24 protein-coding genes are annotated in these 24,627 nt (G+C 68.1%); 10 read left to right on the forward strand and 14 right to left on the reverse strand.

Annotated elements, in window-relative coordinates; translation table 11 throughout:
- Nucleotides 1–26 precede the first annotated feature (26 nt).
- The 4 genes from AC07ZS_RS06650 to AC07ZS_RS06665 form a co-directional block, all read right to left on the reverse strand.
- Nucleotides 27–2,591: an ATP-binding response regulator gene (locus AC07ZS_RS06650; protein ID WP_494797795.1), complete on the reverse strand. Its 2,565-nt coding sequence runs from the start codon at nucleotides 2,589–2,591 to the stop codon at nucleotides 27–29.
- Nucleotides 2,592–2,863: 272 nt separating this feature from the next.
- Nucleotides 2,864–3,190 (reverse strand): metal-sensitive transcriptional regulator, encoded by a 327-nt coding sequence (locus AC07ZS_RS06655; protein WP_494797796.1) that lies wholly within the window; start codon nucleotides 3,188–3,190, stop codon nucleotides 2,864–2,866.
- Nucleotides 3,191–3,284: 94 nt separating this feature from the next.
- Complete coding sequence (locus AC07ZS_RS06660; protein WP_494797797.1) at nucleotides 3,285–4,238, reverse strand: complex I NDUFA9 subunit family protein; 954 nt, start codon at nucleotides 4,236–4,238, stop codon at nucleotides 3,285–3,287.
- A gap of 7 nt (nucleotides 4,239–4,245) precedes the next feature.
- Nucleotides 4,246–6,177: a lytic transglycosylase domain-containing protein gene (locus AC07ZS_RS06665; protein ID WP_494797798.1), complete on the reverse strand. Its 1,932-nt coding sequence runs from the start codon at nucleotides 6,175–6,177 to the stop codon at nucleotides 4,246–4,248.
- A gap of 117 nt (nucleotides 6,178–6,294) precedes the next feature.
- On the opposite strand from AC07ZS_RS06665, the gene AC07ZS_RS06670 reads away from it, so the two are divergent.
- Nucleotides 6,295–6,945 (forward strand): 5-formyltetrahydrofolate cyclo-ligase, encoded by a 651-nt coding sequence (locus AC07ZS_RS06670; protein ID WP_494797799.1) that lies wholly within the window; start codon nucleotides 6,295–6,297, stop codon nucleotides 6,943–6,945.
- 4 nt (nucleotides 6,946–6,949) lie between these two features.
- On the opposite strand, the gene AC07ZS_RS06675 is transcribed toward AC07ZS_RS06670, so the two are convergent.
- Complete coding sequence (locus AC07ZS_RS06675) at nucleotides 6,950–7,867, reverse strand: DMT family transporter (RefSeq protein ID WP_494797800.1); 918 nt, start codon at nucleotides 7,865–7,867, stop codon at nucleotides 6,950–6,952.
- Between the two features lie 5 nt (nucleotides 7,868–7,872).
- Nucleotides 7,873–8,901, reverse strand: coding sequence for a LysR substrate-binding domain-containing protein (locus tag AC07ZS_RS06680; RefSeq protein ID WP_494797801.1), 1,029 nt, complete (start codon nucleotides 8,899–8,901; stop codon nucleotides 7,873–7,875).
- Between the two features lie 126 nt (nucleotides 8,902–9,027).
- Between AC07ZS_RS06680 and AC07ZS_RS06685 the strand changes: the two genes are divergently transcribed.
- The gene (locus AC07ZS_RS06685; RefSeq protein WP_494797802.1) at nucleotides 9,028–9,534 is read left to right on the forward strand and encodes a DUF2917 domain-containing protein; all 507 of its coding nucleotides are present in this window, start codon (nucleotides 9,028–9,030) and stop codon (nucleotides 9,532–9,534) included.
- A 26-nt stretch (nucleotides 9,535–9,560) separates the two neighbouring features.
- On the opposite strand, the gene AC07ZS_RS06690 is transcribed toward AC07ZS_RS06685, so the two are convergent.
- A complete protein-coding gene (locus AC07ZS_RS06690; RefSeq protein WP_494797803.1) occupies nucleotides 9,561–9,917 on the reverse strand; it encodes a TfoX/Sxy family protein in 357 nt (118 codons plus the stop codon).
- Nucleotides 9,918–9,954: 37 nt separating this feature from the next.
- Between AC07ZS_RS06690 and AC07ZS_RS06695 the strand changes: the two genes are divergently transcribed.
- Nucleotides 9,955–10,572, forward strand: coding sequence for a TetR/AcrR family transcriptional regulator (locus AC07ZS_RS06695; protein ID WP_494797804.1), 618 nt, complete (start codon nucleotides 9,955–9,957; stop codon nucleotides 10,570–10,572).
- A 62-nt stretch (nucleotides 10,573–10,634) separates the two neighbouring features.
- Nucleotides 10,635–11,615, forward strand: a complete 981-nt coding sequence (locus AC07ZS_RS06700) for an MBL fold metallo-hydrolase (RefSeq protein WP_494797805.1) — start codon at nucleotides 10,635–10,637, stop codon at nucleotides 11,613–11,615.
- A 15-nt stretch (nucleotides 11,616–11,630) separates the two neighbouring features.
- Here AC07ZS_RS06700 and AC07ZS_RS06705 read toward each other — a convergent pair whose 3' ends face one another.
- The gene (locus AC07ZS_RS06705) at nucleotides 11,631–12,488 is read right to left on the reverse strand and encodes a LysR family transcriptional regulator (protein WP_494797806.1); all 858 of its coding nucleotides are present in this window, start codon (nucleotides 12,486–12,488) and stop codon (nucleotides 11,631–11,633) included.
- Nucleotides 12,489–12,576: 88 nt separating this feature from the next.
- Between AC07ZS_RS06705 and AC07ZS_RS06710 the strand changes: the two genes are divergently transcribed.
- Genes AC07ZS_RS06710 through AC07ZS_RS06725 form a run of 4 tightly spaced genes read left to right on the forward strand, consistent with a single transcriptional unit; the run spans nucleotide 12,577 to nucleotide 16,182 of the window.
- Complete coding sequence (locus AC07ZS_RS06710) at nucleotides 12,577–13,218, forward strand: ankyrin repeat domain-containing protein (protein ID WP_494797807.1); 642 nt, start codon at nucleotides 12,577–12,579, stop codon at nucleotides 13,216–13,218.
- Nucleotides 13,215–13,679, forward strand: coding sequence for a nucleoside deaminase (locus AC07ZS_RS06715; RefSeq protein ID WP_494797808.1), 465 nt, complete (start codon nucleotides 13,215–13,217; stop codon nucleotides 13,677–13,679). The genes AC07ZS_RS06710 and AC07ZS_RS06715 overlap by 4 nt, the downstream gene beginning before the upstream one ends.
- Before the next feature lie 4 nt (nucleotides 13,680–13,683).
- Complete coding sequence (locus AC07ZS_RS06720; protein ID WP_494797809.1) at nucleotides 13,684–14,868, forward strand: cyanate transporter; 1,185 nt, start codon at nucleotides 13,684–13,686, stop codon at nucleotides 14,866–14,868.
- A gap of 33 nt (nucleotides 14,869–14,901) precedes the next feature.
- Nucleotides 14,902–16,182, forward strand: coding sequence for an anion transporter (locus tag AC07ZS_RS06725; RefSeq protein ID WP_494797810.1), 1,281 nt, complete (start codon nucleotides 14,902–14,904; stop codon nucleotides 16,180–16,182).
- 6 nt (nucleotides 16,183–16,188) lie between these two features.
- Here the strand turns inward: AC07ZS_RS06725 and AC07ZS_RS06730 are convergent, their stop codons facing one another.
- Nucleotides 16,189–17,109: a DUF6279 family lipoprotein gene (locus tag AC07ZS_RS06730; protein WP_494797811.1), complete on the reverse strand. Its 921-nt coding sequence runs from the start codon at nucleotides 17,107–17,109 to the stop codon at nucleotides 16,189–16,191.
- On the opposite strand from AC07ZS_RS06730, the gene glmU reads away from it, so the two are divergent.
- Nucleotides 17,108–18,520 (forward strand): bifunctional UDP-N-acetylglucosamine diphosphorylase/glucosamine-1-phosphate N-acetyltransferase GlmU, encoded by a 1,413-nt coding sequence (gene glmU / locus AC07ZS_RS06735; RefSeq protein ID WP_494797812.1) that lies wholly within the window; start codon nucleotides 17,108–17,110, stop codon nucleotides 18,518–18,520. The genes AC07ZS_RS06730 and glmU overlap by 2 nt on opposite strands.
- Before the next feature lie 111 nt (nucleotides 18,521–18,631).
- On the opposite strand, the gene AC07ZS_RS06740 is transcribed toward glmU, so the two are convergent.
- Together AC07ZS_RS06740 and AC07ZS_RS06745 are read right to left on the reverse strand one after the other, a co-directional pair.
- Nucleotides 18,632–19,387: a DUF2726 domain-containing protein gene (locus tag AC07ZS_RS06740; RefSeq protein ID WP_494797813.1), complete on the reverse strand. Its 756-nt coding sequence runs from the start codon at nucleotides 19,385–19,387 to the stop codon at nucleotides 18,632–18,634.
- 149 nt (nucleotides 19,388–19,536) lie between these two features.
- Nucleotides 19,537–20,043 (reverse strand): Lrp/AsnC family transcriptional regulator, encoded by a 507-nt coding sequence (locus AC07ZS_RS06745; RefSeq protein ID WP_494797814.1) that lies wholly within the window; start codon nucleotides 20,041–20,043, stop codon nucleotides 19,537–19,539.
- A 133-nt stretch (nucleotides 20,044–20,176) separates the two neighbouring features.
- Between AC07ZS_RS06745 and glmS the strand changes: the two genes are divergently transcribed.
- Nucleotides 20,177–22,033, forward strand: coding sequence for a glutamine--fructose-6-phosphate transaminase (isomerizing) (glmS, locus tag AC07ZS_RS06750; protein ID WP_494797815.1), 1,857 nt, complete (start codon nucleotides 20,177–20,179; stop codon nucleotides 22,031–22,033).
- 47 nt (nucleotides 22,034–22,080) lie between these two features.
- Here glmS and AC07ZS_RS06755 read toward each other — a convergent pair whose 3' ends face one another.
- The 3 genes from AC07ZS_RS06755 to AC07ZS_RS06765 form a co-directional block, all read right to left on the reverse strand.
- On the reverse strand, nucleotides 22,081–22,563 hold the full coding sequence (locus tag AC07ZS_RS06755; protein ID WP_494797816.1) for a bacteriohemerythrin: 483 nt from the start codon (nucleotides 22,561–22,563) through the stop codon (nucleotides 22,081–22,083).
- Nucleotides 22,564–22,575: 12 nt separating this feature from the next.
- Nucleotides 22,576–23,556, reverse strand: a complete 981-nt coding sequence (locus AC07ZS_RS06760) for a glutathione S-transferase family protein (protein WP_494797817.1) — start codon at nucleotides 23,554–23,556, stop codon at nucleotides 22,576–22,578.
- A gap of 97 nt (nucleotides 23,557–23,653) precedes the next feature.
- Entirely contained in the window at nucleotides 23,654–24,607 is a 954-nt protein-coding gene (locus AC07ZS_RS06765) for a PDR/VanB family oxidoreductase (RefSeq protein ID WP_494797819.1), read from the reverse strand.
- Nucleotides 24,608–24,627 lie beyond the last annotated feature (20 nt).

The following is a 24,627-nucleotide window of genomic DNA, read 5'->3' on the forward strand; positions in this document are numbered from 1 at the left end:
GGCTCCGTCTGGTGGGCCGGCCGGCCTCAGGCGTCCTTCAGATAGGTCCGTCGCACCACGCGCTCGGTCTGGGCGTACAGGGCTCTCGCGGTGGCGAGCCAGGTCTCGGGCTCGGGCCATTGCTGCGCATCGGCGACGGTGGGATAGACCTCGTTTCTCAGGAACTGGTGGAGCGCGTGGAAACCCGCCGCGCCGGCATCGCCCAGCAACATGTGCAACTGAGTGCGGAACGCCGGGAAGTTCCGGCTCGCCATCTGCGCTTCCAGCTGAACGAAATGCGCCTGCATCTGCTCGATGTGGCCCGTCAGGCAGTCCCTCAGCAGCGTGCTGTCGAGCTGGCGCATCTGATCCAGCCGTTGCGTGTGGATCAAGGGCACGCCGTTGGCGTGGGCCGCCACCGCGGCCGCGCTGAAGTGCCTGCCAGGTTCGCCGGGCGTCAACACCTTGATCAAGACCGCGCGCAGCTGATCGGGAGAGAACGGCTTGGAAATGAACTCGTCCATCCCCGCCGCCATGGCTTGAGCCACGTGCTGGTCGCTGCCGTTGGCGGTCAGCGCGATGATGGGCACGCGCCGCGCCAGCGCCGCGTGGCCTTTGCGAATTTCGCGTGCGGTCTGCAGACCGTCCATCACCGGCATCTCCATGTCCAGCAGGACGGCGTCAATCGTGGGATGCCGGCGCAGCAGCTCCAGCGCCGTGAGCCCGTTGTCTGCCTCCAGTGCCTCGATCCCCATGCTGCGCAGAGAGGTCGTGGCGATTTTTCGGTTGAATGCGCCATCGTCGGCGACCAGCACCGTTTTGCCGACCAGAACGGCGGCCGTGGCGTCGTCCAGCAGAGCCTTGTAGGTGGCTGCCTGCAAGCCCGCCTGCAGGCCTTTGATCAGCTCCAGGCGGGTGCAGGGCTTGCTGATAAAGCCGATCATGCCGACCTTCTCGGTTTTGACGTGCGCCATGTAGGCCGACTCCGAGGTGTAGGCCATGATCGCCACGTTTTTCTGCTCAGGCACCGCGCCCTGGCGAATCTGCTCCGCGGTCGCATAGCCATCGAGCGCGGGCATGTTCAGGTCCATGACGACCAGGTCGTAAGTGCGCTCCCTGAGCTTGGCGATGGCCTGTGCACCGTCTTCGGCCTCGTCGTGCTCGCAGTCCAGGCCGTCGAGCAAGGCGCGGGTGGCTTTGCGCAACAACGCCTGATCGTCCACCACCAGAATGCGCTTGCCCTCGAAGAAGGGCGCCGCCAGGGCCAGCACCTCGCGTTCGTGCTGGTCGATTTCCGCCTGGGTGGTCGTCGGGAAGCGCAGGGTGAACTCGGTGTACTGCCCCTGCACCGAATCGCACGCGATCTCGCCGCCAAAAGCCTGCATGGTGCGCTGGCAATAGGCCAGCCCCAGGCCCGTGCCACCGTCCTTGCCCGAGGTGGCGAAGGAGCCGAAGAGCGTGCCCAGCACCTCGGGCGAAATGCCAGGCCCTGTGTCGCGCACCCGGATGTGAGGCGCGTCCACCGTGATCGTGAGCGTGGCCTGCGGGTGCTGCTTGAAATAGAAAAGGGCGTTCCTGATGAGGTTGAACAGAATGAAGAGGTAGGCGGTCTCGTTGGCCTTGAGCGTGAAGTCGTTGCGGACGTGCACCTTGACCTTGTTGCGCTCCCCCGGGGAGTCGAAGCTGTACTCCTCGACGGCTTTGTGGGTGGTGGCGCTCGCGGGGAGGTACTCGAAGCTGGCGTGGTCGATCGGCTTGCCGCTGACTTCGTCCAGGGTCATCGAGATGATCTGCAGGCCGCGGTCGATGGCGGTTTCGCCCTGGGCCATGTGGTTGTAGATCTTGTTCAGGTCGGCCGGGCACAAGGTGGGGTGCGCATCTTCCGGTTCCTCGTGCGCGATGGGGCGGGGCAGCAGGTTGCGCACACCGTGCAGGCTGAAGCGGATCTGGCCCAGGGGGTTGCGCATTTCGTGGGCGATGGAGCCGGCCAGGGCCTTCAGGCTTTTCTCTTGCTCCTGGGCCGCCATGCGCATTTGGCGGATTTGCAGGTTTTCCTTGAAGGATCCGCTAAAAATGCTTCCTGCAAAAAGCGCGAAGATCAAAAGAGGCGAAAACTCTATCAACGTTCCAATGTTCTGCAGTGCGTGATCGGCTGGTGTGGCATACAAATATGAAAGATATCCAATCAAAGTTCCTGTGAGAAGGGATACCGTCACGGAGACTATTCCGGGTAAAAAAGTGACCAGCAAAAAGATGAGCATGATTTCGCAGGCCACGTATATCCGGCTGAAATCATTCATCAGTAGAAGAAAGGCGAATATGGAGGGCAAGGTCAGGGTGACTGCGAAATACCAGTACACCGGCTTCCATTTGCTCAATGAAGATGGAATGCGCTCATGAAAAATAAGAGGAACACAAACCAACGCAGAGATGGATCGGAAAAGGAGACTTTCATACGGCTGAGGGAAGATGTAAGTCCAGATGTACCAGTACAGCGGATGCCCCAAGGTGCCAATCCATCCAAGTGAAAAAAGATTTTCTTGAAAAATCGAAAAACCAACTTTGTGGTCATCTGCGAACTTTTGAAGAAATCCTTGGAAGGCGTTGGTCATATGCTTCTTTTCCGGCTTTCAATGGAGTCGTTAAAGTTCAAATCACCTGAGGTGTCACGCTCAAGCCAGTCCAGCTGGGGTGTGGGTTGGTGGAGCGGGGTGTGCATCTGGGGCGCCAAAGCGGGCGCTTGATGTCTTCCCTGTGGCGAGCAGTGGGGCCAAAGGCACTTTGAGTTCAGGGAACGGCGGGGAAGCCGATGCCGCTCGCGCGCAGGGAGAGGGTGGCCAAGCGGGGCGATGCGCGTTCGCCGCCGGTCGATCGGGTGAATGCTTTAGGCGTATTTTTCGAGAATCCGCGTCGAGCGCTCGACTTGCAGGAAAGCGGCGACTTCGGAGTCCGACGCCGACACCGCTTCCATGACCGAGCAGGCCATCATGCGGTAGAAGGCTTTGTCCATGGCCTTGCGCACGGCGGCCATCTGCTGGGCCACTTCTTCGCAGCCCCGGCCCTTCTCGACCATTTCGATCAGGCCACGCACCTGGCCTTCGATCCGCTTGAGCCGGTTGACCACGTCGCGCTGGTTGTCGGGGCGGGAGGCGGCGGCCTCCGCGGGATCGGGCGGGCGGCGGTTCGGGCTTTTGGACTCGGGTGCGGCCATGGGATCTCCTGTCGGTTAAAGGTATTCATTTTTGGCGCCACGCGAAGTGTGCCAAAAAAATACCCCCAACCCCGAAACCGCCCGAAGTTTCGGCTCAACGGACGGCGTCGTGCCGGTAATCCAACAGCTGGCTGCGCGCGCCGCGCTGGCCGAGGTAGGTGGGCGCCACGCTGTGCACGGTGGCGGGCCGGATGCCCAGCGCGGTGAGGTCGGGCCACTGGCCGGAGGCGATGTTGTCCACGGACATGGCGTCGAGGTTGTCGCGGCTCATCACGGGCTCCCCGGGAAGGGCCTCCATCACCCGGGCCTGCAGCCGGGCCAGCGCGGCGGGCAAGGGCAGCACGGGGCGCTGGCGGCTGCCGTGGCGCCCGGCGATGCGCACCAGTTCGGCGAGCGTGAACACGTCGGGTCCGACGCACTCGAACGTCTGTTCCGCGCTGCCCAGGGGCTGGGTGTGGTCGCGCAGGCAGGTCACCACGGCCTGGGCCACGTCTTCGACCCACACGGGTTGAAAGCGTGCGCTCGCACCCGCCAGAGGCACAACGGGCAGCACGGCCTGCAGGCGCGCGAACAGGTTGAGGAAGCGGTCGCCTTCGCCGAAGACGACGCTGGGCCGCAGGATGGTGAGGTCCAGGCCCGAGCCGCGCAGCACTTCTTCGCCGCGCGCCTTGCTGCGCTGGTAGCGCGAGGGGCCGTCCAGGCTCACGCCGAGGGCGCTGATGTGGACCACGCGGCGGATGCCATCGGCCGCGCTCGCCTCGGCCAGGGAGAGCGGCAGCTCCACGTGCACGCGCTCGAAGTCGTCTTCACTGCCGTGCAGGATGGCCACGAGGTTGACGACCGCGTCGTGCCCGTCGAGCAGGCTGAGCAGTTGCCCAGGGTCGTGCACGTCGGCTTCGAGCACCGTCACCCGGGGCAGGTGCTGCACCGGCGCGGCATTCAGGGCGCGGCGGGTGGGCACGGTGACGCGCCAGCCCTGGCGGTGGAGTTTTTCGCAGACGTGGCGGCCGATGAATCCCGTGCCGCCGAGGACAAGGACGTTCTTCATGTGAGGCTCAGGGCAGGTCGGGGTTGACGGTGGGCGCGCTGACCGGGCGCGGCCCCACGGTGCCCAGGCGGGCGCGCAGCGACTGGGGCTGGCCGGTGATGAGCGCGGCGTAGTTGGTGGTGTTGGCGAGCACGCGCTTGACGTAGTCGCGCGTTTCCTCGAACGGGATGTTCTCGGTCCAGACTTCGCCGGGCAGCACGGGCCCGTTGCGCCACTGGCGCGAGCGGCCGGGGCCGGCGTTGTAGGCCGCGGCGGCCAGTGGCAGCGAGCCCTGGAAGTCGTCGAGCGCGAACTTGAGGTAGGCCGTGCCGATCTGGATGTTGGTGTCGCGCTCGGTGATCTGGGCGGGCTTGAAGTTGGTCAGGCCGATCTTGTTGGCGGTCCAGCGCGCGGTGGCGGGCATGACCTGCATCAGGCCGGAGGCGCCCACACCGGAGCGGGCGTCGGTGATGAAGCGGCTTTCCTGGCGGATCAGGCCGTACACGTAGGCCGGGTCCAGGCCGATTTCGGTGGCGCGGCTGACCACCTGGGCGCGGTGCGGCGTGGGGAAGCGCTGCCCGTGATCCATCGATTCGGGCGTGCGCAGGCTGGTGTTGATGCAGCGGTCCCACAGTTCGTGCTGGCAGGCCAGGGCCGAGGCGGCGAGCAGCTCGCGCTCGCCCATGCCGCCGGGGGTGTGCAGGCCGACGGTGTAGTTCCACTCGCGCACGCCTTCGCTGCGCAGGCCCAGGCGGATGGCGATCAGCGCGCGGCGTAGGCCGGGGTTGTTCTGCGCGGCGGCGACTTCTTCGGCGGTGAGCGGCGCGGGGGCGGTGGGCACGGTGATGGGCCGGCCGAGTTCCTCCATCGCCAGCTGTTCGTAGAAGTCGCGGGTGGAGGCGATGCTCTCGAACAGCTCGCGCGCCTTGGCCGAGGCCGCGGCCGGGTCGGGCAGCTTCAGGGCCTGCACCGCGCGCGCTTCCCAGTAGACCCAGGCCGGGTCGCTTTGCTGGGCTTCACTCATGGCGGCCACGGCGTCGTGCACCGCGCTCCACGAGCCGGCGCGCATGCCGGCGCGGGCTTTCCAGGCCAGGTGTTCGTCGTGCATGTAGCGGTCTTCGCCGTTGGCGAAGTAGCCCAGGGCTTCGTTTTGCAGTTTCTGCGCCGAGCGCTTGCCGATCACGCCCCAGGTCCAGCTGCGCTCTTCCTTGGTGAGCTGGGCCTTCCAGCGCGTGCGGTCCATCTCCAGCGCGGCGGCGGTGGGGTCGTTGGCGGCGAGGCGGACGATGGCCAGCGTCACGAGTTCCTTGGTGCGCGGGCGGATGGCGGTGAGTTTTTCGTCCAGGTATTTGGCGGGGTCGCTGGCGATGCTGTCCACGGTGGCGCTGAGCTCGGGGTCGAGCATGGCCACGGCCTGGGTGGCCACGCGCGGGCGGTTGGCGTCCATGGCCAGCCGGGCGCGCTGCCACACCACGTGCGGCTTGAGGTGCCCGGCGTCGAGCAGGAACTTGGCGGCGGTGGCGCAGCCGTCGTCGGCCTCGCGCTGGGCGTGCCAGTTGGCCTGCACCACGGGGGCCACGGCCTCGCCGGTGGCGCGGCCGGCGGCGACGTCGCGCATCAGCGCGTAGCAGCGCACCTGGCGGTCGTCGTTCATGCGATAGCGCGGCAGCTCGGCGTCGAAGTTGGCCCAGTCGCGCGCCTTGCCCAGCTGCAGCAGCCAGTCGTTGCGCAGGCGGTCTTCCCAGTAGGTGCCGGCCATGCGGTCCATGGCGGCGCGGATTTCGGTGGGGGTGGCGACGTCCAGCCGCGACTTGATGTTCCAGTACTGCGCCAGCGGTTCGAGCGCGTGGCCGCGCAGATTGGGCAGCAGGTTGTTGAGCTGGAAACTGTTGCCGCGCGAGAAGGCCGAGCGCATCTCCAGCAGCGAGGCGTCTGCGCCGCTGCCGGTGGCTTGCGCCATCGCAAGGCCCGGTGTCACAAGCGCCGCCATAATGAGCCGCAGACCCAGCCCATGCAGGCGTCGACCGATTCGCCGCGCGCTGCCCTGTTTCTCATCAACCAGATTCATGTGTCGATTATGGACAACAAAGACGGTCAAAGCCCCCACAAACCGCACACTGTGCAGGCCGATGGATCAGCGGCTGCGCTGAAGGTCGAATGGCGCAAGTCGCTGATTGAAAAACGACAGTCCCTGGCCGATCGCGCCTGGCGCAACGACCTGCTGCAGCGGGTCATGCGCGTCTGGCTGATCCACCGACCCGACGCCGTCATCGGCGCCTACTGGCCGATCAAGGGCGAGTTCGATCCGCTGCCCGCGCTGTTCCGCTGGCAGGAGGCCGGCCTGGAAGAGGACGCGCAAGGGCAGCAGCAGCACCGGCGCATCGGCCTGCCGGTGGTGAACAAGGTGGACAAGACGCTGACCTTCTACACCTGGTACCCGGGCTGCCCGATGGAGGAAGATGCCTTCGGCATCCCGAAACCGAAGGACACCGAGATCGTCCAGCCCACGCTGATCTTCGTGCCCTGCGTGGGCTACGGGCCCGGCGGTTTCCGGCTGGGTTATGGCGGCGGCTTCTACGACCGCACGCTGGCCAGCCTGAAGCCCAAGCCCTTCACCGTGGGGTTGGGCTACGACTTCGGCTGGCTGCCGTACCTCAAGCCCGAGATCCACGACGTGCCGCTGGACGCGATCCTGAGCGACACGGGTGTGATGTGGCCGGAGCGCTAGCCGGCTAGGGGTGGTCGGCGTTGGCGTGCACGTCGGTGATGCGCTTCTCGCGCCGCACGAGGTAGAGCCCGCTGCCCACGATGATGGCCGCGCCCACCCAGGTGTGGGCGCTGGGCAGCGTGTGCCAGATCAGCCAGTCCAGCCCCAGGCCCCAGGCCAGCGCGCTGTACTCGAAGGGCGCCACGGCCGAGGCCTGGCCGTGGCGGAAGGCCTCGGTGATGGCGAGCTGGCCGCAGAAGCCGGTGATGGCCAGGGCCACGAGCAGCAGGGCGTCGCTGCGGCGAATGGGCACCCAGTCGGCCCATGAGAGCGCGCCCGCGCCGATGGCCATGAACACCATCATCCATAGCACCATGCTCTCGCTGCTGTCGGTGCGGGTGGCCAGCCGCCCGGTCACGGCCGCGATGGCGTAGCACAGGGCCGCGCCCAGCGTGGCGAGACCGCCGACGGTGACGAAGCCGGCCTGCAGGTCGTCGCCGCTGGGCCGCAGCGCGATGAGCACGCCGACGAAGCCGATGGCGATGGCCCACCAGTGGGCCTTGGGTACGTGCTCCTTGAGCACGGGCACCGAGAGCGCGGTGATGAGCAGGGGTGAGATGAAGAACAGCGTGTACGCGGCCGACAGCGGCAGCTCGCGCACGCCGATGGTGAAGAGCGCCAGCATGGTGATGCCGAGCACGCCGCGCAGCAGGTGCAGCGGCCAGCGGACCTTGAGCACGGTGTGCCAGGCGCCGCGCCAGGTGATGTAGAGGAACACCAGCGGCAGCGCCGTGAGGCCGCGCAGCGCGGCGATCTGCAGCACCGGGTAGGTGGCTGAGAGGGTCTTGAGCACCGCGTCCATGAACGCGAAGAAGCCCACGGCCACGAGCATGAAAGTGATGCTGCGCAGGTTGCCGGCGGCGAGGTGCTGGGAAGCGGTCATTGGGGTCAGTCCATCTGGTCGACGGTGTCGGGGTCGGGCACGTCACCGATGGCTTCGCGCGTTTCGGCGGCCTGCTGCAGCAGCCATTCGCAGAAGGCCTTGACTTCGGGCCGCTGCGCGCTGCGCGGGGCGACCATCAGCCAGTACACGAGCGGCGAATCCAGCCGCGTGTGGGGCAAGGGCTCGACCAGCGCGCCGCTGGCCAGGCTCTCGGCCACCAGCGGCAGGCGCGCGAGCGCCACGCCCTGGCCGGTGAGCGCGGCCTGCACGATCTGGTTGGCGTAGTTGAAGTACATCCAGCGCTGCGGCGTGAGTTTGGCCGGCGTGTTGCGGCCGGGGCGCTTGCCCGGTGTGGCGGCGGGCTTGTGGCCGAAGGTGTCGAGCCAGCGCTGCCAGGTGAGCCATTCGAGGTGGCGCGTGCGGTGGGCGTCGCCGGCTTCGATGAGGGCGCAGCGCGAGAGGTCGTCGATGCTGTGGATGGGGTGCGTCTTGAGCAGCCAGGGGCTGGCCACCGGGGTGAGCTGTTCGCCAAAGAGGCGTTGCGCGTCGGCGGGCATGGCCTGGGGCACGGCGTAGCGCAGGGCGATGTCCACGTCGGAGGTGGCGAGGTCGACGGCGGCGTCGGTGGCGTCGATGCGGATGTCGATGTCGGGGTGGTCGCGCTGGAAGGCTTCGAGCCTGGGGATCAGCCACATGGAGGCGAATGAGGCCCAGGTGGTGATGGCCACGCCCTTGCGGCCCGCGCTCTGGCGGATCTGGCGCACGGCGGCGTCGATGCGCTCCAGCGCCATGCTGGAGGCGCGCAGCAGTTGCGAGCCCGCGCTGGTGAGCTCGACGGCGCGTGTGTGGCGCAGGAAGAGGGCGGTGCCGACCTCGTCTTCGAGCGACTGGATCTGCCGGCTGACCGCGCTTTGCGTGAGCGAGAGCTCTTCGGCGGCGGCGCGGAAGTTGAGGTGGCGGGCCACGGCCTCGAAGGCGCGCAGGTGCCCGGCGGCGATCGGGCGGGTGCGGGGGTGGCTGCTGGTGAGCTGCATGGGGGCTCCGGGCATTGATGCGGTTAGCGAATCAATAGCTTACTGCGTATTCATTGGACGCAGAGGGCTCCAGGCCCGAACATTCATTCCCAGGATGAGCCATCGTCCCTACCCCAGGAGCCTCTCATGAACACCGTCTTCGCCCCCATTGCTGTTGTGTCCGAACGGATTGCCTGCCCCGCTGCCATGCGCGGCTGGCGCCTCGACGCGCGCCGTGCGATGACCCTGCGCCCGCAGGTGCCGAGCCGCCTGCAGATCACGCAGGGCCGGGCGTGGGTGACGCTGGGTCTGCCTCACCTGGGTGCGGGCAACGAGTCGGGTGACGTGATGCTGGCCGCAGGCGAGAGCCTGATCGTGCCGGCGGGCGCCCGGCTGGTGATGGAGCCCTGGCAGCCGGCCAGTGCCGGCCCGGTGCGCTTCGACTGGTGCGCCGAGCCCCAGGCCCTGGCGGTGGCCGCGCCCGACCCCTTCGGCCGTGAGGTGGTGGCGCCGTCGCGCGAACTCGCGCGGGCCATGAGCCAGGCCGGTTGGGCGCTGGCCCGGCTGGTGCGCGGCCTGTTCGGCTACGGCGGGTACCTGGTGACGGGTCGCAGCCGCGCCGTGCCGGCGACCTGCGAGTCTCACCGCTCCTGAGTTCGGGGGGCCTCCAGGCGCCGCGGCTACTTGCGCGGCCGCCTGGGGGGCTTGCGCGCCGCCACGGCCGCTTCCAGCGCGAGCCTGGCCCAGGGCAGCATGAGCGCAGGGGATTCCAGCGCCTCGTCCGGGGGGGTGTGGTAGTGCAGCCGTCCCGACTTGCCCTTGAATTCGTACACGAAAGGGCGGCCGCCGGCGGCCAGCCAGCGCGGTTCGGTTTCGGCGTTGGTCTTGAGGAACAGCGTGTCCCACGCAATGATCGCGATGTTCATGCCGTCGGTGGAGATGCCCCAGCCGCCGAACATGCGCTTGGGCACGCAGGGCCCCACGCCCGAGAGCAGTTCGCAGGCGTGCAGCGCAAAGGGATCGACAGGCTTGACCATGGCCTGATCTTAGAGGTCCATCCGGCAGAATGCGCCGATGGCCCGACCGAAATCCGCTTCCCACGATCTCAAGCGCGACGAAATCCTGAACGTCGCGGCGCGCTGCTTCGCCGCGCAGAGTTTCCCCGCCGCGAGCATGAACGACATCGCCGCGGCCTGCGGCACGAGCAAGGCGCGGCTCTACCACTACTACGAGAGCAAGGAGGCGATCCTGTTCGACCTGCTCGACCGCTACACCCAGCGCCTGCTCGCGCTCATCGGCGAGGCCGAAGCCCGCGCGCAGCGCAAGAACCTCAGCGAGCGCGACGCCCTGAGCGAGCTGGTGAGGGCTTTCCTGGCCGAGTACGAGACCTCGGCCACGCGCCACGTGGCCCTGGTGTCCGACACCAAGTTCCTTGGCCCGGTGCAGCGCACGCTGATCGTCAACCGCCAGCGCGACGTGGTGGCGGCGTTCACCCGCTTCATCACGCGCGCCTACCCCGAGCGCGTGACGCCGGCCAACCAGACCGCGTTGACCATGATGCTGTTCGGCATGATCAACTGGACTTTCACCTGGCTGCGCCCGGGCGGCCCGATGAGCTACAGCGCCTTCGCCGAGGAGGTGGTGCAGATGCTGGAACGCGGTTTGTCCGGCGGGCCCACTGGGGTATCGTGATTTACGTATGCGTAATTGATTTCGTTTAGTTAAAATTCCGGCTTCCCCACAGGAGACCCCCCATGAGCAAAGCCTTCGCCTCCCAGGCCGACCTGGACGACAAGAAAACCACCTTCGAGCAACTCAGCCCGCATTGCTGGGCCTACACCGCCGAAGGCGACCCGAACTCGGGCGTGATCATTGGCGAGAAGTTCATCATGGTGAGCGACGCCACGGCCACGCCGGCCATGGCGCAGGACCTGATCAAGCAGATCCGCACGGTTTCCGATAAACCCATCAAGTACGTGCTGCTGACGCACTACCACGCGGTGCGCGTGCTGGGCGCGAGCGCCTACGTGGCCGAGGGCGCGACCGAGGTCATCGCCAGCCGGGGCACCTACGAGCTGATCGTGGAGCGCGGCGCCGAGGACATGCAGAGCGAGATGGAGCGGTTCCCGCGCCTGTTCCGCGGTTCCGAGAGCGTGCCGGGCCTGACCTGGCCGACGCTGGTGGTGGGCGACGGCCGGCCGGGCCGCCAGGGTTCGCTGACGGTGGACCTGGGCGGCGTGAAGGTCGAGATCTGGCACCCGGGCCAGGGCCACACGCGCGGCGACACCATCGCCTGGGTGGAAGAAGAGAAGGTGCTGTTCAGCGGCGATCTGGTGGAGTACGAGGCCGGCGTGTACACCGGTGACGCTCAACTGGAAGAGTGGCCCGCCACGCTGGAAGCCCTGCGCGCGCTGAAGGCCGAGGCCATCGTGCCCGGCCGCGGCGAGGCCATGAAGGGCCGCGCCGATGTGGACAAGGCGCTGGACTACACGAAGCGCTGGGTGACCACGCTGTTCCAGGCCGGCAAGGAAGCCGCCGCCGCCGGCATGGACCTCAAGACCGCCATGGCCCACACCCGCAAGAGCATGGACCCGGTGTTCGGCCACGTGTTCATCTACGAGCACTGCCTGCCGTTCGACGTGAGCCGCGCCTACGACGAGGCCAAGGGCATCAAGAACCCGCGCATCTGGACGGCCGAGCGCGACAAGGAAATGTGGGCAGCCCTGCAGGGCTGACCGCAACGCTTCTTTCTAAGTAGGCTGCCCGCACCGGGCCGCCAGCACGGCGGCCATCTGGTCGACCAGTTCGGACAGCGGGCCCATGCCTTCCCGGGCATAGATGGAGACGGCGATGGGCGGCTCGCCCTGGAACGCCGCGCAGCGCCGCACGCGGTAGCCGGCCATGGCGTTGACGGGCAGGAGCGACAGGCCGAGCCCGGCTTCCACGGCCACCAGCACGTTGTGCAGGCTGTTGCCGGTGAAGGCGAGGTACCAGCGGTGCTGCTCCTGCTCCAGGCGATCGAACATGGCCTCTCGGTAGAGGCCGCCCAGCGGAAAGGCCACCAGTGGCAACGGGTGGGGCCAGGCCGCCGGGGCGTCGGCGCTCTCAAACCAGGCCATGGGTTCGGGAAAGCTCGCGCGGTGATCGGGGCCGGCGGCGGGCTCCTTGGCGATGACGGTGTCCAGCTCACCGGCCCGGTAGCGCCGGATCAGGTCGCGGCTCAGGCCGGCCGTCACGTCCAGATGGATCTCGCGGTGGCGCCGCGCGAAATCGGCAAACACCCGCGCCATTGCGGCGCTCACAAGGTCTTCGGGCACGCCGATGCGAAGGGACACGGTGCCCGCCGGGTCGCCGAGCGCCGAGGCGGCTTCCTGTTGCAGTGCGAGGATCCGGCGGGCGTAGCCCAGCAGCCGCTCGCCGGCTGCCGTGGGCTGGATGGGCCGCGCGGTGCGATCGACCAGGACCTGCCCCACGGCATCTTCGAGCCGGGCGAGCTGCTGGCTGATGGTGGACTGCGTCATGCTCAGGCGGTCAGCCGCGAGCGTGAAGCTGCCCGCATCGACGATGGCGGCGAAGGCGCGCAGCAGGCGGGGGTCGAGCATGATCATTTGAAAAATGGATGAAATCCATCCTAACATTTAACTTCCAAATGTTGATCGCCTTGCCTACAGTGGAGCCACCATGCTTCGCCGTTCCATGCTTTTCTCATTCGCCGTGCTCCCGTTCGCTTCGTCGGGGAGCGAGCCCGCGACGCCATTTCCCTTGCACGCCGCTGCCAGCCGGAACGATGCCGCCGGCATCCGCCAGCTGCTGGCCGGGGGCGCGAAGATCGATGCGCGCGACGGCAGCGGCGCGACGGCGCTGCTGGTGGCGACCCACGCCAACCAGGTCGAGGCGGCCCGGGCCTTGATCGAGGCTGGTGCCGACGTCAACGCCAAGGACGGCATCAGCGACAGCCCCTACCTGTATGCGGGCGCACGGGGCCATCTGGCCATCCTGAAAATGACGCTGTCCCACGGCGCCGACCTCAAGAGCACCAACCGCTACGGCGGCACGGCCCTCATACCGGCGGCCGAGCGGGGCCATGTGGAGACGGTGCGCACGCTGATCGAGGCCGGCGTGGCGGTCGACCACGTGAACCGGCTGGGCTGGACCGCCTTGCTGGAGGCGGTCATCCTGGGCGACGGCAGCGAGCGCTACCAGCAGATCGTCGGCCTGCTGTTGAAGGCCGGCGCCAACGCCCAGCTGGCCGACAACCAGGGGGTGACGCCTTTGCAGCATGCCCGCACGAAGGGCCAGAAGGCGATCGAGGCGATGTTGCAGGCGGCCCCGCGATGAACGACGAAGAACGCTTCCTGCAGCAGGCCATCGAGCTGGCCCGCGCCAACATTGAGCAGGGCGGACGGCCGTTCGGCGCGGTGGTGGTGCGAGGCGGCGAGGTGCTGGCCACCGGCGTGAACGAGATCCTGGCCACCCAAGACCCGACGGCGCATGCGGAGATGTCGGCCCTTCGCGCTGCCAGCCGCCGGCTCGGTTCGCCCGACCTGAGTGGCTGCTCGGTCTACGCCAGCGGCCATCCGTGCCCGATGTGCATGGCGGCGATGCGGTTGGCCGGCGTGGGCCGGGTCGCCTATGCCTATTCCAACGAGGAGGGCGCACCGTTCGGGCTGTCCACGGCGGCGGTCTATGAGGACCTCGCCCAACCTTTCGCCGAGCAGTCCATGGACATTCGCCACCTGCCGGTGCCGCGCCCCGAGCTGTACGCGCAATGGGCGCAGGCTCAGAACCGCAAGGCCTAGGCCCGTGACGGTGAATGCCCGCTGGCTGCTCCTGGCAGTGGCCTTGATCGCGCTCAACCTGCGGCCGTTCATGGCCGGCATCGGGCCGCTGGCGGCCGACATCGGCCCGCACACCGGTCTCGGCCTCAGAGGCCTGGCGCTGCTGACGCTGGTGCCGATGCTGCTGATGGGGGTGTTCGCCTTTGCGGGCCCCTGGCTGCAGGGTCGCTTCGGTGCCCGGCGCGCCGTGGTGGCCGCGTTGGTTCTGCTGGCCGTGGGCTCCGCGCTTCGCCTCTTCACCCAGAGCGGCTGGCAACTGGTGGGCACCGCCGCCTTGCTGGGGCTGGGTGCGGCGGTGGTGCAGGCGCTGTTGCCCGGCATCGTCAAGCGGCAGTTCCCGCGCCATGTCGGCGTGGTGATGGGCCTGTATTCGGCGATGCTGATGGGCGGCGGCGCGCTGGGTGCGCAGGTCGCGCCGCTGGCGGCGGCGGCCGGCGGCGACTGGCACTGGGGCCTGGCCTGGATGGCTTTGCCGGCCACGCTGGCCGTGGTGCTCGCGGCGCGCAGCCTGCCGCGCGACGGTGTCGATCACCAGGGGACCCTGGCCGTGGCGGCCTACCTGCGGCGCCCGCGCGTCTGGCTGCTGATGCTCTGCTTCGGGCTGGTCAACGGCGGTTATTCCACGGTCGTGGCCTGGCTCGCGCCTTTCTACCAGGAGCACGGCTGGAGCGCGGCCGCCAGCGGCAGCCTGCTGGCGGTGCTGGCGCTGTGCCAGGCGGCGGCGGCCTTGCTGCTGCCGATGCTGGCCGGCCGGCGCGAAGACCGCCGGCCCTGGCTGTGGTTCACGCTGGCCCTGCAGGCCACCGGCTTCACCGCGCTGGCGCTGTGGCCCGACGCGGCGCCCGTGGCGGGGGTGATGCTGCTGGGCGCGGGGCTGGGGGGCTGCTTCGCGCTGTCCCTGATCGTGGCGCTGGAGCACCTGCCCGATCCTGCGCAGGCGGGCGCCCTGTCGGCGCTGATGCAGGGCGGCGGTTTCCTGCTCGCGGCGATCCCGCCCTGGATCGTCGCCGTGCTGCGCGATGCGACGGGTGGGTTTCAGGCCGGCTGGCTGATGCACCTGGCCTGTGTGGCGATCGTGACGGTGCTGTACGTGCGCGTGGCCCCGGCCAGCTACGCGGGCGCCATCCGCCTGGTGCCACGCGCCACCTGAGCCCCGGCCCGCTCGCGCTACGATCCGTGGCGCATGCCCACCACTTCCGCTTTTCACCACACCGCCACCGACTGGGGCATCGTCGCGGTCTTTGCCGTCGTCTACCTGGGCATGTTCCTGGGCGGCCTGCCGCGCCTGAAGCTGGACCGCTCGGGCGTGGCTCTGCTCGGGGCCATCGCGGTCATCGGCCTGAGCGGTCTGCCGGTGGAGGACGCGGCGCGCTCGGTGGACCTGCCCACCATCGTGCTGCTGTTCGCGTTCATGGTGGTGTCGGCGCAGATGCGGCTGGGTGGCTTCTACGGCGCGGTGACGCGGCAGGTGGGCGCACTGCCGCTGTCGCGCAACGGCCTGCTGGCTGCGCTGATCGTGGTCTCGGGCGCGCTCTCGGCGGTGTTCTCCAACGACATCATCTGCCTGGCCATGACGCCGGTGGTGGCGCGGCTGTGTCTGCAGCGCGGCATCAACCCGCTGCCGTTCCTGATCGGTCTGGCCTGCGCGGCCAACATCGGCTCGGCCGCCACGCTGATCGGCAACCCCCAGAACATGCTGATCGGCTCGGTGCTGCAACTGCCTTTCGGTGGCTATGTGCGACAGGCGCTGCCGCCGGTGCTGATCAGCCTGCTGCTGCTGTGGCTGTGGCTGGCGTTCGGGCCCGGGGCGCGCACGGCGTCCGCGGCTGAAAGCGCCGGCCAGCCCTTCGCGGCCGTGGCCGAGGCGCCGCCGGAAGAGCCCGATTTCGATGCCTGGCAGACCACCAAAGGCCTGGTGGTGGCCGGTGCGCTGATGCTGATCTTCCTGTTCACCGACTGGCCGCGCGACGTGGCGGCGCTGGTGGGGGCTGGGCTGTTGCTGCTGAGCCGGCGGCTGCATTCCTCGCATGTGCTGGGCCTGATCGACTGGCCGCTGCTGCTGCTGTTCATGGGGCTGTTTGTGGTGAACCACGCGTTCGAGACCACAGGCCTGGCCGCGCAGGCGGTGGCCTGGCTGGGCACGCAGGGCGTGCACCTGGCCGAGCCGGGGCCGTTGCTGGTGGTGAGCGCGGTGCTCTCCAACCTGGTGTCGAACGTGCCAGCGGTGATGCTGCTGCTGCCGCACCTGGGCGGCAGCAGCGGGCAGGCGGGCGCGATGCTCGCGCTGGTGACGACCTTCGCGGGCAACCTGCTGCTGGTGGGTTCGATCGCCAACCTGATCGTGGCCGACCTCGCGCGCCAGCAGGGCATCGTGATCGACTGGAAGCGCCATGCGATCACCGGCATTCCGGTGACGCTGCTCACGCTGGCTGTGGTGTGGGCCTGGATGCGCTGGGCCCTGTAGCGCGCTTCAGCGCTGCGCGCTCAGGGTGCGCAGGTCGTCTTCGTAGCCCTTGAGCACGCGCGCGGCGTTGGCGCGCTGCTCGGGCGTGGTGCTGTTGTGCAGCATGGTGAACTGGGCGCAGCCCTGGCGGACCAGCTCCTGGTTGTAGGCGTCGTAGCCCGGCGTCGGCGACTGGCGGATGCGCGCGATGTGCTCGCGCACCAGCTGTTCGGCCTTGGCCGGGTTGGCCTGGGCATCGCGCACCGTCTGCACCAGATCGGCCTGGCGGCGCAGGCGCTCGGCCTGGGTGCGTTGCGGGTCGAAGGGCGACTGCTGCAGCCAGCCGCGCAGCAGTTCGCGCTGCGCCGGGGTGAGCGCGCCGTAGAACGATTCGCTGCGCTCGACGGCCTTGTCCAGCCGCTTGCGCAGGCGCCGTTCGGGGCTGCCCTGCAGGAAGTCTTTCTCGAAGTCTTCATTGCTTTCGGCTTGCCGCTTCTTCAGGTTCTCCAACTGCTCCGGAGTGAGTTGCAAGGCCAGGCGCGCGAAGGGCTCGACGGTTTCGGCCGCCGCGCGCTCCAGCCGCTGGCGGATGTCCTCGAACTGGGCGCAGGCCTGCGCCGGCGAGACCTGGTCCACCGCCATCGCCTGCCACTGGCGCAGCAGGCTGGCGTAGGCGGGCAGCTCCTGGCGGCGGTGCCACTGGAAGAAGGCCTTGAGGTCCTCGCGGGTCTGCGCCGTCTGCGCGTCGGTCAGGTCCACATGCCGGTCGATCCACCAGTAGCTCAGGGTGGGCGCCTGGTTGTAGGCGAAGCGCGTGGTGGTGCAGGCCGCGAGGGCGGCGGCCAGCGTCACCAGTGCGCCAAGCCGCAGCACACGGCGGGCGATAATGCCCGGCGGGTAAGGGCCGGCAAGAACGCCGTGCAACCCGTCTCTGCAAGAGGTGTTCATGTCGTTCCCTGTGGATGTGGTGGTGATGGCGGCCGGCAAAGGCACGCGGATGAAAAGCCTCCGGCCCAAAGTGTTGCACCGTTTGGGCGGGCGTGCACTGGCCCAGCATGTGATCGACTGCGCGGCGAGGTTGTCGGCTCGATCGGTGGTGGTGATCACCGGGCATGGCGCCGAGCAGGTCGAGGCGGGTCTGACGACCCCGGTGGCCGCCGGCGACAGCGCCGCCCCGAGGCTGCGCTTCGTGCGCCAGGAGCCGCAGCTGGGCACCGGCCACGCGGTGCAGCAGGCCGCGCCCGTGTTGCCCGACGACGGCGTGACCCTGGTGCTCTCGGGCGACGTGCCCCTGACCCGCCCCGAGACGCTGCAGGCCCTGCTGGACCTCTGTGCCGGCGAGCGCCTGGCCCTGCTCACCCTGGACATGCCCGACCCGACCGGCTACGGCCGCATCGTGCGCTCGGGCGATGCGTCGGTGCAGGCCATCGTGGAGCACAAGGATGCGAGCGAGGCGCAGCGCGCCATCACCGAGATCTACAGCGGCATCATGGCCGTGCCCACGCGCCTGCTGCGCGGCTGGCTGGCGCGGCTGGACAACCGCAACGCGCAGAGCGAGTACTACCTGACCGACGTGGTGAAGTTCGCCGTGGCCGACGGCCTGCCGGTGGTGGCGCACCGCATCCGCGACGCGGTGCAGGTGGCGGGCGTGAACAGCCCGGTGCAGCTGGCCGAGCTGGAGCGCGCCTACCAGCGCCGCCTGGCCGAGACCCTGATGGAACAAGGCGTTCGCCTGGCGGACCCGGCGCGGCTGGATGTGCGCGGCGAGCTGCTCTGCGGGCAGGACGTGGAGATCGACGTCAACTGCGTGTTCGAGGGCCGCGTGAAACTGGGCGACGGGGTGCGCATCGGCGCGAACTGCGTGATCGCCAACGCCGCCATCGATGCCGGTGCGGTGATCCATGCCTTCACCCACATCGATGGGGAAAAGCTCGGCGTGTCGGTGGGGCGCGGTGCGCTGGTGGGGCCGTTCGCGCGCCTGCGCCCGGGCGCGCAACTCGGCGAAGAGGTGCACATCGGCAACTTCGTGGAAGTGAAGAACAGCACCCTGGCCGCCGGCGCCAAGGCCAACCACCTGGCCTACCTGGGCGACGCCACCGTGGGCGAACGGGTGAACTACGGCGCGGGCAGCATCACCGCCAACTACGACGGCGCCAACAAGCACCGCACGGTGATCGAGGCCGATGTGCACGTGGGCAGCAACTGCGTGCTGGTCGCGCCGATCACGATCGGCGCGGGCGGCACGGTGGGCGGGGGCTCGACCCTCACCAAGAGCACGCCGCCCGGGGCGCTCGCGGTCGCGCGCGGCAAGCAGATGGTGCTGGACGGCTGGCAGCGCCCGACCAAGAAGAAAAGCTGAGAAGCCGGGGCGCAGAAGCCTGGTCCAGGGTGTCCGCAGAACCGGCTTTGCCGGGCTGCAGGACACGCCCCCTTGAGGGGGTCGCGCGCAGCGCGGCGGGGGTGTGCTTATCTACCGGCCGCGCACGTCCTGTGAGCTGCCGTCGAAGCGGCTGTCGACGCGTTCGTGGCTGTCAAAGCCGCTGTTGCCGTTGAGCCGGGCTTCCTCGAAGCCGCGACGGCCGTTGCGGTTGAGGTCCATCAGCCCGCTCATGCCCATGATTTCCGATTCGCGGAAGCCGGTGTTGCCGTGCTGGTCAAAGCCCGAGAACTGGCTTTCGAGCTGCTGCAGCGCGCTCTCGCGCCGCTGTTCGCGGCTGCGGGGTTTGGGCAGTTCGGCGAGGTTGAGCTGGGCACGGAAGTCGGCCGGCGAGGGCATGCGGTGGATGCCGTTCTTGAGGAACACGAAACGCACGCCCGCTGTCTTGAGGATCCGGTTCTTGATCTTGACCTTGTGGGCCTTGGCCTTGGCGTCGCTCAGGTGGTGCTGCTCCACGTCGAAGGCGAAGCTCGGGCGGCCGTCGGGGCCGCAGACCACGAAGTCCACCTTCTGCTCGTACAGCCGCTCTTCGGCGCGCTTGCGGTCGTTGGCGCGGCGCACCGTCAGCATGTCCTTGAGCATCATGTTGGGCAACACGATCTGGCCGGGGAAGGTGTCCTGCAGGTAGTCCAGCATGTGGGCCTGCTCGGCCGTGAGGATGCGCTCGGGCGAATACCGGTCGTCGCGCCCGGACGACTCCGGGCGCCGCAGGCGGCGGATCACCCAGACGCACAGCGCCAAGCCCACCAGGGCAGCGGCGCTGAGCAGAGCGATCGTCACAACATCCATGCAAGCTCCTTGAACCCGATCGCGTCGGGTGGGACGATTTTAGGAGCGTGTGTCAGGTCGTCAGGCGCGTCAACCGCCGGGGGGCGACGCGAGGTCCGTTTCCGTGCGGTTTGCATCAATACGCTGACCCATCTGCACCACAAAGGTATTCAGTTGCCGCCGGCGGCGCGGGGTCGGCTCAGCGGCAGCCGGGGGTCGAACTTGGCGCGCTTGACGCTGAAGAAGGCCTTGATGTTGCGCACATTGGCGTCGCTGGTGAACAGCTGCTGGGCCAGCGCCAGGTAGGCCGGCATGTCCACGCAGTGCACCACCAGCATGAAATCGGGGCCGGGGCTCACGCGGTAGCACTGCTGCACCTCGGGGGTGGGCAGCACCCGGGCCTCGAAGGCGTCGAGATGCTCGGCGCCCTGCCGCTCCAGGGTGATCTCCACCAGCGCAGTGAGGCCGTGGCCCAGCAGCGGTGCGAGCCGATCGGCGCTGAGCAGTGCCACCTCGCGCTCGATCAGCCCCAGCTGGCGCAGCCGTTTGACGCGCCGCAGGCTGGTGGGGGGCGAGAGGTGGGCCAGTTCGGCCAGCGCCTGGTTGCTGCGGGAGGCGTCCGCCTGCAACAGCTCCAGCAAGCGAAGGTCGGCTTCGTCGATGTCGATCGGTTCCATAAAAACGGATTTGGTGAAATATTTGACGGTTTTAATAGTGTCAAGAAATTATTGACCAACTATTGGCTTGATTTGATCATTAATTTCCCTTGGCCGTGTTTAGCATCACGCATCCATTTTCAGGAGTACGGTTATGTGCGGCATCGTGGCGGGGGTTTCAGGGCGTGACATCGTGCCCGTGCTGGTTCAGGGTCTGCAGCGGCTGGAGTACCGGGGGTACGACTCCTGCGGCGTGGCCGTGCACAGCGGCGGCCTGCAGCGCGCGCGCAGCACGTCGCGCGTGGCCGAACTGGCGCAGCAGGTGCAGCAGGAGGCCATCGCCAGCGGCACCGGCATCGCCCACACCCGCTGGGCCACCCACGGTGCTCCGGCGGTGCACAACGCCCACCCTCACTTCAGCCACGGCCCCGGTGCGACGGCCGGCGCGGCTGGCCGCGTGGCCCTGGTGCACAACGGCATCATTGAAAACCACGACGAACTGCGTGCGGCCCTGCAGGCCAAGGGGTATGTGTTCGAGAGCCAGACCGACACCGAGGTGATCGCCCACCTGATCGACTCGCTGTACGAGGGCGACGTGTTCGCGGCCCTGCAAAGCGCGGTGGCGCAACTGCACGGTGCGTTTGCACTGGCCGTGTTCCACAAGGACGAGCCGCACCGGGTGGTGGGCGCGCGCGCCGGGTCACCCCTGGTGCTCGGGGTGGGGCAGGGCGGTGCCGAGCACTTCCTCGCCAGCGACGCCATGGCCCTGGCGGGCGTGACCGACCAGATCGTGTACCTGGAAGAGGGCGACCTGGTGGATCTGCAGCTGGGCCGCTACTGGGTGCTCGACGCCAGCGGCCGCGCGTTGAGCGCCGAGCAACGCCCGGTGAAGACCGTGCAGGCGCACAGCGGTGCAGCCGAGCTGGGCCCGTACCGCCACTACATGCAGAAGGAAATCTTCGAGCAGCCTCGCGCGATCGGCGACACGCTCGAAGGCCTGGGCGGCATCACGCCCGAGCTGTTCGGCGATGGCGCGTACAGCGTGTTCAAGGAAATCGACAACGTGCTCATCCTGGCCTGCGGCACCAGCTACTACAGCGGCTGCACCGCCAAGTACTGGCTGGAGGACATTGCAAAGATCCCGACGCAGGTGGAAGTGGCGAGCGAGTACCGCTACCGCACCAGCGTGCCCAACCCGCGCACCCTGGTGGTGACCATCACGCAAAGCGGCGAGACCGCCGACACGCTGGCCGCGTTGCGCCACGCGCAAAGCCTGGGCATGAAGCACACGCTGACGGTGTGCAACGTGGCCACCTCGGCCATGGTGCGCGAATGCGAACTGGCCTACATCACCCGCGCGGGGGTGGAGATCGGCGTGGCATCCACCAAGGCCTTCACCACGCAGCTCGCCGGCCTGTTCCTGCTCACGCTGGCGCTGGCGCAATCGCGCGGGCATCTGAGCGAAGAAGCCGAGGCCGAGCACCTGAAAGCCATGCGCCACCTGCCGGTGGCCCTACAGGCGGTGCTGGCGCTGGAGCCGCAGGTGATCAGCTGGGCCGAGGACTTCGCGCGCATGGACAACGCGCTGTTCCTGGGCCGGGGCCTGCACTACCCGATCGCGCTCGAAGGTGCGCTCAAGCTCAAGGAGATCAGCTACATCCACGCCGAGGCCTACCCGGCCGGCGAGCTCAAGCACGGCCCGCTGGCGCTGGTGACGGCGGCGATGCCGGTGGTGACGGTGGCGCCCAACAACGCGCTGCTGGAAAAGCTCAAGAGCAACATGCAGGAAGTGCGCGCGCGCGGCGGCGTGCTGTATGTGCTGGCCGATGCCGACACGCGCATCGCCAGCAGCGAGGGCATCCATGTCATCCGCATGCCCGAGCACTACGGCGCGCTCAGCCCCTTGCTGCACGTGGTGCCGCTGCAGATGCTGGCGTACCACACGGCACTGGCCAAGGGCACGGATGTGGACAAGCCGCGCAACCTGGCCAAGAGTGTGACGGTGGAGTGAGAGAGAGCGTGTGATGCGGGGTTCGCTGATCAAGGCGTCCCAAGACGTCAGATCTTGCGCCGCAACACCACCGGCTTGCCGCCATAGGTGCGTTTGGACATCCATGCAGCGAGCGCCGAGTCCAGGTAGTCGGCATGGCCGGGAAACCATTGGAACAGGTGCATCGCGAAATCGTGCACCAGCGCCAGGTTGGGCGGGCCGGCGCCCTCCAGGATGGCGCGCACCTCCCGGGTGGATTTCAACACCGCGGCATGCTCGTCGATATGGCAGTCCGAAGGCGGGAAGGCGGTGCTGCGCATCCATTCCTCCTCCTGGGCGAAGTGCGTGCGGGCATGTTCCTCGAAATCCAGCAAGGCCGACAGTGCGTTCGATGCGTCGCAGGTGAGCAAGCGGAACGCGACCTGGTAGAACTCTTCGTGCGTCGCGTCCATCGGTCCGAAGCCGAGCAGGCGCGCGTCCGACCATAGGAGGCTGTTGTCCGCCTGCGGGCGAGGCACAGCGGGATCTTGAAGGGCGGGGATTGTGACCATGGGCGTTTCTCTTCAATGGAACAGTGCGCCGGGCCATTGAACGACAGCCACCTGCACCGCCGGCAGTTCCCGCAGTCGGGCGGCGTAGGCCGCCACGGCCGGCCGCTTGCCGTCCTTCCAGAAGGTGTCGGCGCCCATGTTGTCCATGCGCAGCAGTTCGATGGCCCAGTAGAGGTCGGCCATCGTCAGGCGGTCGTCCAGGAGCCACCGGGACTTGGCGGACTTGAGTTGGCGCTCCAGCGCCTCGCAGGCGGCCTCCGCCGTGGCGTAGGCCTCTCGCATGCGCTCCTCCGTGAACAGCTGTTGCGCCGCACTCAGTTCCTTGGCGCGCTTGGCGGTGTAGCCGCGCACCAGCACCTCGTCGTTCGCGTATTCCGCCAGGTAGCGCTCGCAGCGTTCCACCTTGCCCATCGCGAAGTCGACGCCGTTCTTGCCGCGCTGCCCGGCCGGGCGAAGGTCTTCGCCGGGCGGCTTGCCGCTGAGCATCTGGTAGTTGGGCAAGTTGTCGATGATCTCCAGTTCGGCGTCAATCGCCGCTGCCAGGTGGGCTGGACGCAAGCTGCAGGCCCCATCGGCCACAGCGGCGTCGTCGAGGTGCCGGCAGATGCGCTTGGAGTCGACCACCACCGTGCCGGCGTTCCAGTCCACCAGCGTGGGCACAACGGCCGCGTCGCAGCCGCCACCCGATGCCACCGAGGTGCTGCCGGTGTGGCGGTCCACCAGCTGCATGCCCGTCTGCTCGCAGCCCAGCATGCGCAGCCGCACATGGGCCGGCAGGTAGGTCTGTCCGCCGAACAGATTCATCATGTGCGACAGGTAGGGCAGGTGGTGGTGGGCCAACACCGTGCGCACCTTCTGCGAGCAGATCGAACTGGCGGCGCTGAACAGCTCGAAGCGCGGCGTTGCGGAGGGGGACGGGTCGCCCATCAGCTCGCCCTCGCTGTTCAACGCAGCGCGGGTGTCGGCCACCAGCGTCTGTATCGGTGCATTCATGGCTCGTGTCTCCGGCGGGTGTTTTTATAAATCAAATTCGATCAAGATCATTATTGATCAAATTTTGACTTGAGGAAAGGGCCAGGCGAAGAGGGCCTCACAGATCCAGGACCAGCGTCTGGCAGCCGGCCTTGGCGCGCGACACGCAGGGTGTGAACTGGTCGTTCCTGGCTCGTTCGGCGTCGGTCAGGAACATGTCGCGGTGGTCGATGTCACCGTCAAGAACGCGGGTCAGGCAGGTGCCGCACACGCCCTGTTCGCAAGAGAGGGGGAGGCTGAATCCCTGGGCCTCCAGCACCTGGGTGATGGTCTCGTTCTTCTGCACGGTCCACACCGCGCCGTTGCTGGCAATCCTGACCTGGAAACTGCCGTCGGAAGTGGTGTCGAGATTCGCGGCGGCGAAGTACTCGCGGTGAATGTTGTCGTTCGCCCAGCCCAGCTCCCTGGCCGTGCCGATGATCCAGTCCATGAAGCCGTTGGGGCCGCAGACGAACACATGCTTGCCGGCCTCCGGGCGGCCCAGCGCAGCCCGGGCGTCGAGCTTTTGCCCGGGCGCGCCGCTGTCGAAGTGGTGGCTCACGCGGTTGGCGAACGAAGAAGTGGCGATGCGCTGCTGAAAGGCGGTGCGCGAGGGTTCGCGGGTGCAGTAGTGCATCTCGAACTGCGCGTGGGTCTGCGCAAGCCGCTCGGCCATGCACAGGATCGGTGTGACGCCGATGCCGCCGCCCAGCAGGATGGTGTGTTGGGCGGGCACGAGATGGAAGTGGTTGCGCGGTGCGCTGATCGGCAGAACGTCGCCCTCCTGGAGCAGCTCGTGCACGGCGGCCGACCCGCCACGGGAGCCGGGATCGCGCAGCACGGCGACCACATAGCGGTGGCGCTCTTCAGGGTGATTGCACAGGGAGTACTGCCGCACCAGGTCATTGGGCAGGTGCAGGTCGATGTGAGAGCCGGCCGAGAAGGCGGGCAGCTCGCGACCGTCGGCACTGACGAGTTCGAGACTGCAGATGCCCTCGGCCTCGGCGCGCTTGGCCAGAACGCGAACCGACAGGGTGGAAGGTGGGGCGGTGG

This window comes from Hydrogenophaga sp. GW456-12-10-14-TSB4 (assembly GCF_059424305.1).